The 10,411-nt window shown below is 56.4% G+C and carries 12 protein-coding genes; 9 read left to right on the plus strand and 3 right to left on the minus strand.

Going from position 1 to position 10,411, the window contains the following annotated elements; translation table 11 throughout:
- Positions 1–63: 63 nt before the first annotated feature.
- The gene (locus ACRZ9U_RS02845) at positions 64–615 is read left to right on the plus strand and encodes a molybdopterin-binding protein (RefSeq protein ID WP_170406372.1); all 552 of its coding nucleotides are present in this window, start codon (positions 64–66) and stop codon (positions 613–615) included.
- On the opposite strand, the gene ACRZ9U_RS02850 is transcribed toward ACRZ9U_RS02845, so the two are convergent.
- Positions 597–1,754 carry a deoxyguanosinetriphosphate triphosphohydrolase gene (locus tag ACRZ9U_RS02850; RefSeq protein ID WP_170406375.1) on the minus strand — a complete coding sequence of 386 codons (1,158 nt, stop codon included), beginning with the start codon at positions 1,752–1,754 and terminating at the stop codon, positions 597–599. The genes ACRZ9U_RS02845 and ACRZ9U_RS02850 overlap by 19 nt on opposite strands.
- 76 nt (positions 1,755–1,830) lie before the next feature.
- On the opposite strand from ACRZ9U_RS02850, the gene ACRZ9U_RS02855 reads away from it, so the two are divergent.
- Entirely contained in the window at positions 1,831–2,154 is a 324-nt protein-coding gene (locus ACRZ9U_RS02855) for a HesB/IscA family protein (RefSeq protein ID WP_170406378.1), read from the plus strand.
- A 281-nt stretch (positions 2,155–2,435) separates the two neighbouring features.
- A complete protein-coding gene (gene xth, locus ACRZ9U_RS02860) occupies positions 2,436–3,215 on the plus strand; it encodes an exodeoxyribonuclease III (RefSeq protein ID WP_170406381.1) in 780 nt (259 codons plus the stop codon).
- Between the two features lie 4 nt (positions 3,216–3,219).
- On the opposite strand, the gene ACRZ9U_RS02865 is transcribed toward xth, so the two are convergent.
- Both ACRZ9U_RS02865 and dksA read right to left on the minus strand, forming a co-directional pair.
- The gene (locus ACRZ9U_RS02865) at positions 3,220–4,371 is read right to left on the minus strand and encodes an FAD-dependent monooxygenase (protein WP_480561388.1); all 1,152 of its coding nucleotides are present in this window, start codon (positions 4,369–4,371) and stop codon (positions 3,220–3,222) included.
- 72 nt (positions 4,372–4,443) lie between these two features.
- Entirely contained in the window at positions 4,444–4,866 is a 423-nt protein-coding gene (dksA, locus tag ACRZ9U_RS02870; RefSeq protein WP_074736317.1) for an RNA polymerase-binding protein DksA, read from the minus strand.
- A 385-nt stretch (positions 4,867–5,251) separates the two neighbouring features.
- Between dksA and ACRZ9U_RS02875 the strand changes: the two genes are divergently transcribed.
- The 6 genes from ACRZ9U_RS02875 to ACRZ9U_RS02900 all read left to right on the plus strand — a co-directional run.
- Entirely contained in the window at positions 5,252–6,097 is an 846-nt protein-coding gene (locus ACRZ9U_RS02875) for an AAA family ATPase (RefSeq protein WP_170406386.1), read from the plus strand.
- Between the two features lie 90 nt (positions 6,098–6,187).
- Positions 6,188–6,637 (plus strand): GNAT family N-acetyltransferase, encoded by a 450-nt coding sequence (locus tag ACRZ9U_RS02880; RefSeq protein WP_170406389.1) that lies wholly within the window; start codon positions 6,188–6,190, stop codon positions 6,635–6,637.
- Entirely contained in the window at positions 6,634–7,998 is a 1,365-nt protein-coding gene (locus ACRZ9U_RS02885) for a DUF2927 domain-containing protein (RefSeq protein ID WP_170406392.1), read from the plus strand. The genes ACRZ9U_RS02880 and ACRZ9U_RS02885 overlap by 4 nt, the downstream gene beginning before the upstream one ends.
- 6 nt (positions 7,999–8,004) lie before the next feature.
- Entirely contained in the window at positions 8,005–8,172 is a 168-nt protein-coding gene (locus ACRZ9U_RS02890; protein WP_170396648.1) for a hypothetical protein, read from the plus strand.
- A 4-nt stretch (positions 8,173–8,176) separates the two neighbouring features.
- The gene (locus tag ACRZ9U_RS02895; protein WP_170406394.1) at positions 8,177–9,361 is read left to right on the plus strand and encodes a vWA domain-containing protein; all 1,185 of its coding nucleotides are present in this window, start codon (positions 8,177–8,179) and stop codon (positions 9,359–9,361) included.
- A 161-nt stretch (positions 9,362–9,522) separates the two neighbouring features.
- A partial coding sequence (locus ACRZ9U_RS02900; protein WP_480901282.1) for a hypothetical protein occupies positions 9,523–10,411 on the plus strand: 889 nt, incomplete at its 3' end.

A 10,411-nucleotide genomic window follows, 5' to 3' on the forward strand; every position in this document is an offset into this window, starting at 1 on the left:
TTTGCGCTTGGATTAACCGCTATCAGGGCTAAGGTCGGGGAAAACCGTGACCGGAGCCCCTGAATGCGCCTTACCCTGCCCTTCGCCTTGCTGCTGACCACCGCCCTGCCCACATGGGCCGAGATGCCCTCACCTCAAGGCCACGTATTGCTGACGCTCGGTGGCGCCATCACCGAAACCAATCTGCCCGCGCGCGCTGAGAATGACGGTGGGCTGTTGGGTTTTCTCGAAGTCACACATGACGGTGCAGCAGGCTTTGACGCTGCCATGCTGGACGGGTTGGATCAGATCGAAATAACCATCCGCTATGGCCCGCCAGAGAACCAGCGCGACTATACCTTCGCTGGTCCGCTGTTATCTGACGTGATGACGATGGCAGGTGCGAGGGGCAAATCTGCTCTGCCCATGGCTATGGATGGCTATCAGGCTGAAATTCCATGGGAAAGCATCGAGACACATCAACCCATCGTGGCCACCCACGCGGATGGCGTGCCGATGGGCATTGGTAGTTACGGCCCCACGATGATCGTTTTCCCGCCCACGGATGATGCTGAACTGGCTCAAACACAAGCCAGCCAACAGGTCTGGGCCATCGCCTATATTGCGATCGAGTGATCTCCGGTCAGCCGGGCATGGTCTTGCAGCGCAAACCTGTCGGTCATGCCCGCAATATAATCCGAGACGATGCGGGCCAGCGCGGTTTCATCCGTTGCCGCCTTGATATCGCTGTGCCAATGGCGCGGCATCTGTTTGGGATCGGACAGGTAAATCGGAAACAGTTCCTCAACCACCTTGCTGACACTGACGCGCACTTCCATCACGCTCGGTGCGCGATACATGCGCGAAAACAGGAAGGCGCGGATCTGTTTGAGCTTCGCCCAAAGATCATCCGAGAATTGAATGACCGGATAACCCAGATGGCGGATATCCTCGACCGACTGCGCCCCCGAGACCGCTATCAACGCGCGTGAGGTGTCGATAACATCCGAAACCATGACGCCAAATACCCGTCTGAGCGCCTCGTGCCGACGGCGATAAGGGTCAAGACTCGGAAATTTGGCATCCACTTCGGCGAAACAGGCATCAATTATGGGAAGCTGCTGAATGTCTTCATCTCTGAACAATCCCGCCCGCAATCCGTCAAACAGATCGTGGTTGTTGTAGGCAATGTCGTCTGACAACGCCGCGACCTGCGCCTCGGCGCTCGCATGGGTGTGAAGTTCGAGGTCAAAGCCCCGATTACACTCGGCCAATGCCCAAGGCAATGCACCAGTGACCGGCCCGTTGTGCTTGGCTATCCCTTCCAGACATTCCCAGGTCAGGTTGCACCCATCGAACTCGGCGTAGTGACGCTCAAGTTTGGTTACGATCCGAATGGCCTGCGCGTTGTGATCGAAGCCACCATATGGCTCCATCAACGCATGCAGAGCGTCCTCGCCCGTGTGACCAAACGGTGTATGCCCGAGGTCATGCGCCAACGCGACCGCTTCGGTCAATTCGCCGTTCAGGCCTAAGGCCCCGGCAATCGTTCGGGCCACCTGAGCCACTTCTATGGAATGCGTCAGGCGGGTTCGATAACTGTCACCCTCATGCTCAACAAACACTTGGGTTTTGTGTTTGAGCCGCCGAAATGCGCTAGCGTGAATAATCCTGTCCCGGTCGCGCTGAAAGCATGACCGAAAACTGCTTTCCTCCTCAGGTACAAGCCGCCCCCTTGCGCGGCCTGGGTCCGAGGCAAAACCCGCTCTGTCCAAAGGTCTTGTCCTTGTCGCCTGTCGTTAGGTTCCATATATTGTACGATGCTAAGGAAATAAACCTTTGGAGACCGGCATGAATCTGCCCCCAACAGTCACAGAACGCGCCTTTGAACGCCTGGCCGAAATCGGTGCCGCAGATCAGGGCCAGGCCCTGCGTGTCGCTGTGGAGGGTGGCGGATGTTCCGGTTTTCAATACGAGATCGCCCTGGATGAGCCGAAAGAGGACGATTTGGTGCTAGAGGGCAAAGGCCAAAAGGTCATCGTCGACTCGATCTCTCTGCCGTTTCTGGAGAACGCGGTAATTGATTTCACACAGGAACTCATCGGCGCGCGCTTCGTGATTGAGAACCCCAACGCCACGTCTTCCTGCGGCTGCGGCACATCGTTCTCGATGTAGCGCCAAGTGGGGGCTTTGCCCCCACACCCCCAAGGTATTTTTAGCCAGATGAAGAGGGATCCGCTCTCTGACAGTCAAAGTCAGAGAACTTCACCTGGCGCGGTCATCGGCGCCTCCGCCCGTACCGCATACTCAGTTTTGACGAATATGGTTAAGAATCCGTTTCTTCATCTGGCCCAAAATACCTCGGAGCGCGAGGCAGAGCCTCGCTTACTTGTTCGGCAACTTGCCGTAGCGTGTATTCTGCGCGATAGGTTGCCAATGGCACCGGAGGATCACGCATGAAAATCGCCACATTCAACATCAACGGTATCAAGGCACGGGCCGAGGCGTTACCTCGCTGGTTGGATGAGGCGCAGCCCGATGTTGTGTTGCTGCAGGAAATCAAATCTATTGATGAGAATTTCCCCCGCGAGATTTTCGAGGAGCGCGGATATAACGTTGAAACCCACGGGCAAAAGAGCTTCAACGGCGTTGCAATCCTTTCGAAATTGCCGCTTGAGGATGTCTCCCGTGGGTTGCCCGGTGATGAAAGTGATGAGCAGGCGCGCTGGATCGAAGCTACTGTCATAGGAAAGAGAGCACTGCGCATCTGCGGATTGTATCTGCCAAATGGCAATCCGGTGCCGGGGCCGAAATATGACTACAAGCTTGAGTGGATGGAGCGCCTCTATGATCGTGCCCGCGATTTGATGGCATCAGAGGAACCCGCGTTGATGGCCGGGGATTACAATATTATTCCGCAGGCCGAAGATGCCAAGCGCCCCGACGCCTGGCGCGAGGATGCGCTTTTTCGACCCGAAAGTCGCGCTGCATTCCGCAAGGTATTGAATCTGGGCTTCACTGAAGCCTTTCGCGCGCGAACGCAAGGCCCTGGTCATTACTCATTCTGGGATTATCAAGCCGGCGCGTGGAACAGAAACGACGGGATTCGCATCGATCACTTTCTTCTGACGCCGCAAGCTGCAGATTTGATGCGTGATTGCAGGATCGATGCCGAAGTGAGGGGGCACGAAAAACCTTCGGACCATGTGCCGGTCTGGGTTGATCTCGACCTGTGAACGCTTACGCGGTCGCGTCGTAGCTATAGATCCACTCGTAGCGCCGTGCCAAGCGTGGACCAACCGCCATTAAGGCGGCCTGTGCGGCCAGCCTCATTGGCCCACGAAGATGGAAATTACGCGCATTTGCGCCTGCGGCGCCAACCACTTGCCTGGCACGCGGTCGTCGAGTGGCTTCATAGGTAGCCAATGCGCGGGCGACGCCTGAGTTGTCCTGGAACGCGCGTGTCAGGACCCAGGCATCTTCCAGTGCTAGGCAAGCTCCTTGGGCCATAAAAGGCAACGTCGGGTGCGCAGCATCCCCAAGCAAGGCCAATCGCCCATTCTGCCAGATTTGGGCCACGGGGCGCAGAAACAGCGCCCAAAGGTGAACCTCGTCAATCTTTGACAATATGTCACCAACCGGTCCGCCAAAATCGGCGAACCGGGTTCGCAGGTCGTCGGGATCACCCTGACGTCGCCAGCCTTCCTCTTTCCAGTCGGAACGCTCTTCTATGGCCACGATGTTCACGAGGCGTTGATCGCGCAGCGGGTAGGTTACCACGTGCCGGCCTGGCCCCATCGTCAAGGACGCGCATGGCAGTTCTTCTCGCTGGGTCCAGGGGATCGTTGCTCGCCAGGCAACCTGATGGGTGAACACCGGGACCTCGGGGCCATTCAAGATCGGGCGGATAGTGCTGCGCCCACCGTCTGCAGCGATCGCGCATTCCGCACGCAGCCTTTCGCCGCTTTCCAGAACGATCTCGGCTTCGCTTGAGTGTTTATGAACCGTGGCGACAGGTGCATCCAGCCGAATATCCACCCCAGAGCGCAAGGCGGCTTTGTGCAACAGGTCCAGCAGATCTGCCCGGTGATAATAGTAAGTCGACCCAGCGGCAGGGACCGGGACCCGACTGATCACGCGCCCATTACGGTAATCGCGCAAAACGGTCCCACCCGAGTTTTGTCCGGCCTCAGGCACCTTACCAGCTACGCCTAGCGCACGCAGTACCGCCATCCCGTTCGCACTGATTTGCAATCCAGCACCAACTTCGGTCAGTTCTGGGGCCTGCTCCAGAACCGTCACCTGAGCACCCTGACTTCGCAGTGCGAGTGCCGCGGCCATGCCCCCAATGCCGCCGCCAATGACGCAGAAATTCAGACCATTGATATTCATGGACCTGCCATAACGCAAAAACGCCGAGGCGACAGGCCCCGGCGCAGTTGTTTTGTTGCAATTTCCCAGCGATCAATCGTCGCGGTGGACCTTTTCGCGGCGCTCGTGACGCTCTTGCGCCTCAAGCGTCATAGTCGCGATAGGACGCGCATCTAGGCGCTTGAGCGAGATCGGATCACCGGTCTTCTCGCAATATCCATACTCCCCTTCTTCGATCCGGCGCAGGGCCGAGTCGATTTTTGCCACCAGCTTACGCTGACGATCTCGGGTGCGCAGTTCCAGCGCACGGTCGGTCTCTTCGCTTGCGCGGTCAGCGACATCGGGAATGTTTCGGGTGTTGTCCTGCAGACCTTCGATCGTATCACGGCTGCCTGCGAGTAGTTCTGTCTTCCAATCCATCAGCTTGCGGCGAAAATACTCAAGCTGGCGATCATTCATGAAAGGTTCATCTTCAGCCGGACGGTAATCTTCCGGCAGAAAAACTTCCTGCTTCATATTTGCTCCCTCGGTATGGCCTGAAACGTCGGTTGCGATTGTATTACCTGACATTCGGCACCCCCTTCTGCGGAGCGTTTATCCGACGGGGCAGAGATTGTCACTACACAAACGTATGCCTCGCCGCCGCGTCACTCCGACTGCTCTAATATTGAGACTTGTAACAACAAAACCTTGTTTTTCTGTGGTTCTCGCAAGGCGTTTTTCAGGCAGCTTCAACCCCTGCGATACCCCGCCCCGAACGAATCGCCCAAAACAGATTGGACTTACAGCCCATCCCATCCTTTCGCGACGCTGCGGCCCGGCTTGTAAATAACCTTGCCTCTCTGTAACCCGAGCAGAGCAAACCCAGCCCGCATTCCGCGGAAACCACATGAGGGGTCCCATGACCGCACGTTTTCAAGGCACCGCAGAATATGTTGCCACCGACGATCTGAACATTGCCGTGAACGCCGCCGTCACGCTGGAACGCCCGCTGCTTGTCAAGGGCGAACCCGGAACCGGCAAAACCGAGCTGGCGAAACAGGTCGCAGGCGCGCTGGGGCTGACGATGATTGAGTGGAACGTGAAATCCACAACGCGCGCGCAGCAGGGACTGTATGAATACGATGCGGTCAGCCGTCTACGTGACAGTCAGCTAGGTGATGAACGCGTGCACGATGTCTCGAATTATATTCGCAAGGGGAAGCTATGGCAGGCATTCGATGCGGATGAAAAGGTTGTGCTACTGATCGACGAGATTGACAAGGCTGATATCGAATTTCCCAACGATTTATTGCAAGAACTCGATAAGATGGAGTTCCACGTCTACGAGACCGGCGAGACGATCCGTGCTAAGAACCGCCCGATCGTCATAATCACGTCGAACAACGAAAAGGAACTACCTGACGCATTCCTGCGCCGCTGCTTCTTTCACTACATCCGCTTTCCAGACGAAGCCACGATGCGCCGTATCGTCGAAGTCCATCACCCCGGCATCAAAGATGCGCTGCTGACCACCGCGCTGACCCAGTTCTACGAAATCCGCGAAACGCAGGGTTTGAAGAAAAAGCCCTCGACCTCGGAAGTGCTGGACTGGCTGAAACTGCTCTTGGCTGAGGACTTGAGCGCTGAGGACCTTAAACGCGACGGTGTGAATGCACTGCCCAAGCTGCATGGTGCGCTTCTAAAAAATGAGCAGGACGTACACCTGTTTGAACGGCTGGCCTTTATGGCGCGTAGCAAGCGGTGATCACAGCTTGTCATCGGTACGGTCGGGTGTCAGCATTACATCAACGAAAGACCCCGCGCCAATCGGGCCTCCAGAGCAGGAAATAATAAAATGACTAACGCCCTCACAATTCGCCCCTTGCGACCAGAAGACCGGGATCAATGGGCCGAAATGTGGCGTGACTACCTGGCATTTTATGAAACCGAAGCGCCGGATTCGACTTTCCAAAGCACCTTTGCGCGGCTCTTAGGTGATGATCCGAATGACTTTTCCTGTATAGTCGCGGATTTGGATGGGCAACTGCTTGGACTGACCCACTACCTGTTTCATCGCCACGCCTGGAAGGAAGAAAGTGTCTGCTATCTGCAGGATCTCTATGCCCGCCCAGAAGCGCGAGGCACCGGAGTTGGACGCGCCCTGATTGAGGCCGTCTATGAAGAAGCGGACAGGCAGAAAGCCCCCTCAGTCTATTGGCTGACGCAGGAAAACAACCATACCGCACGCAAACTCTATGACCGCATCGGCAAGTTGTCGCCGTTCCTGAAGTATCAGCGACCATGAGGCTTTTAGGCGCAACCCTACTTCTGGCGGCGCTGTCTGCCTGCACCACGGTCGACCGGATCGAGACGCCGACCCGTACCCAGGTGATTGAAGCTTCGCTGCCGCCGTCTAAATCCTTCGGCGCTGCTCGTCCAAGCCCGCCTGCCCGTTCGAACAAGAATATCGCTGCCGACTTCCTCTCACTGCATTTCGCGCTTGAAAGCGGCGCGGAACTGCCGGTCTTCACCCGGTTTGATGGACCGATCACGGTGCGTCTGACTGGGACACCGCCACCAACGATGCAGACCGACCTGAGTCGGCTACTGACCCGGTTGCAACGTGAGGCGAAGATCGACATCCGGCAGATTCCAGAGGGTCAGGCGAACATCACGATCGAGGCTGTAAGCCAGAAACAGATCCGCCGCATCCTGCCGCAGGCCGCCTGTTTCGTCGTGCCCAACTCTTCAAGTCTGGAAGAATACCGCCGTGACAGGCGCAAAAGCAAAAGCAACTGGACCGAACTGCGAAAACGTGAACGGATCGGGATATTCATCCCCTACGATGCCAGCCCACAGGAAATTCGGGACTGCCTGCATGAAGAATTGGCTCAGGCACTTGGACCTCTGAACGACCTCTATCGCCTAACCGATTCAGTATTCAACGACGACAATTTCCACACGGTTCTGACCGGATTCGACATGTTGATCCTGCGCGCAGCCTATGCGCCTGAGCTGCAAAATGGCATGACACGCGAACAGGTGGCAGCGGTTCTGCCCGGCGTACTCAGCCGGCTGAACCCCAGAGGGGATCGGGTTGCGCCACAACAGGTTACTGAGACACCTCGGGCCTGGATTAACGCAGTTCAACGCGCTTTGGGGGCTGGCGCTGGTACGGCCAAACGCGTCAACGCTGCGAACGAGGCAGCGCGAATTGGTCAACAGCAAGGCTGGACCGACCACCGCCGCGCCTATCCGCATTATCTGCTAGGGCGCATGGGGCAATTCGACGACCCCGAGGCGGCGCAGCAGCAATATGAAATTGCCCTGAAATACCTGAACGCCACCCCGGGAACAGAAATTCAGCGCGCTCATATCACGGCACAAACCGCAGCCTTTGCTTTGGCACAGGGTCAGGGCACCGAGGCCCTGCCCGAATTGAACAAAGCAATCAATGTCATGACCAAGGCCGAGAACGCCGCCCTTCTGGCCACCCTGCTGCTGCTCAAATCCGAGGCACTGCGGCAGTCCGGTCAACTAGATCAGGCACGTCGCGTTCGGCTGGACAGTATCGGATGGGCACGTTACGGCTTCGGCTCGGATTTGGTGGTGCGCTCGGTCACACAAGACATCGCGCAGTCAGCCGCCACAAGCACGGGTGGATAACGTCACATGATAGTGGTTCTGGGCATGGCTATTCTGGGCGCGATTCTGGGCGCGTTGACAGCACGCAAACGTAACGGAAGCGGTGCGGATATGGCTCAATACGCTGCAGGTTACGGCATTGCCTTTGCGTTGGTCGGGCTGGTGATTTCACTGGTCATTGTCCGTCTGGTATAGAACGATGTTCCTGCCCTTCTTCGAAAACCTCCGAAACGCTGGCATTCCCGTATCTCTGCGCGAGTACCTGACGTTTCTGGAAGGGATGAAAAAGGGCTTGGCGACATACGATGTCGAGGCGTTTTACTATCTCGCGCGCGTTTCGATGGTGAAAGACGAGCGCAACATCGACAAGTTCGACCGTGCCTTTGCCGCCAGTTTCGAAGGGTTGGGTGAAATCAGTTTCGATCAAGTACTCGAGGCGGTCGATATTCCTGCCGAGTGGCTTGCAAAGATGGCCGAAAAGCACCTGTCGGATGAAGAAAAAGCCGAGATCGAGGCGCTTGGTGGCTTTGAGAAGCTGATGGAGACGCTACGCGAGCGCCTCAAGGACCAACAGGGTCGCCATCAGGGCGGTAACAAGTGGATCGGCACCGCGGGCACCTCACCTTTCGGTGCCTATGGCTACAACCCCGAAGGCGTGCGCATCGGCCAGAAAGAAAGCCGCTATCAGCGTGCCGTAAAGGTCTGGGACAAGCGCGAATTCAAGAACTTAGATGACACTGTTGAACTGGGCACCCGGAACATCAAGGTTGCCTTGAAACGCCTGCGCCGCTGGGCGCGTGAAGGTGCAGCGGAAGAGCTTGATCTGGATGGAACGATCAGGGCTACGGCTGAACACGGATATCTGGATGTCAAAACCCGACCCGAACGACACAACGCCGTCAAAGTGCTTTTGTTTCTGGACGTGGGCGGATCGATGGACCCGCATATCAAGGTTGTCGAAGAGCTGTTCTCAGCGGCCCGAACCGAATTCAAGCATCTGGAATACTACTACTTCCACAATTGCCTCTATGAAGGCGTCTGGCGCGACAATCGCCGCCGCTGGGATCAGCAAACTCCGACGCACGAGGTCTTGCGCACATACGGGCCGGACTACAAATGCATCTTTGTCGGCGATGCCTCGATGAGTCCTTACGAGATCGCTTATCCCGGTGGTGCAAATGAGCATTGGAATCAGGAATCTGGCCAAGTCTGGCTGGGCCGTGCACGCGAACAGTGGACATCGAACCTGTGGATCAATCCAGTGCCAGAGAAGTATTGGGAATACACCCATTCGATCGGCATGATCCGTGAGATATTCGAAGATCGCATGGTACCCATGACGCTGGCGGGTTTAGAACAAGGTATGCGGGAACTGACGCGATAGTCACCGTCGGAGTCCTTGTTTTTTCAGAAACCGGAAACAATAGGCCCATTTTTCAGAGATATTCGCGTCAAAAGAACCACCAAAGAAACAATCTCGGCAAAATTCCCTGCCTCTCTCGAATTCGTGATATACGACAAAGGGATTGAAGCTGGGGGGCTGAGATGACCATTTCAAAACTACGAAATATCCTGACATCTGTTTTGACCATTACAGCGTTCGCAATTGCATCGGGTGCGACCGCGACATTGGTACTTTCCCCTGACGCCGCTTATGCCAAGAATGATAATGGCAATGGAAAGGGCCGCGGCGGCGGCAAAGGTAATTCTGGAAAAAGCAACGATGGCAACAAAGGCAAGGGTAAGTCCGGAAAAGGCAACGACGGCAACAAAAGTGGCGAAAAGGGAAAATCCGGCAAAGCTAAGGGTTCCAAAAGCGCGGGTAAAGATGCCGGCAAGGCCAACTCCAAAACGCACCGCGTGGAAAAGGCTTTCGGGTTTAACAAGAAGCAAAAGGCAAAACACCACCGGTCAGCCAAAGCCTCTGCTAAAGCTAAGGGACGGAACGGCAAGGTACAAAAGACCACACTGGCGGGCTTTGGAAGAGAGTTTAAACGCGATGTCGAGCAACTATTTGGCAAGCGTTCGCCGGTAAAAACCAAGTCAAGCGCGAACCGCGTAACGAAAACGTATCGCAAGGCGTCGGTTGCTCCTGTTGAGTATTCCCCGCGACCTGTTGCTCGCACAGATTATAAATCCAAGCACTATGACAGTAAGAAGCCCAGCAAGCGTCGCTATCGCGACCCGCTTGTTGCAGCGATCACCGATCCCGATGGCGCGGACAAGCTGCGTAACCTGAATGCGTCTAAGGCAGCAGCCCCGGCGTTCCGCAATGCTTCACCCAACAGCAATGTCGGCAAGATCGCGACCTATCAGGCGGCGGCAGAAACCTATTACGACCTGCGCGGTGACCTCTATGAGGCGCGCCGTGAACTGCGTGATCTGAACGAAGACTACGATGGCCGCAGCAGCGAAGACATCGCCGATGATATCG

The organism is Ruegeria sp. D7, from assembly GCF_056534355.1.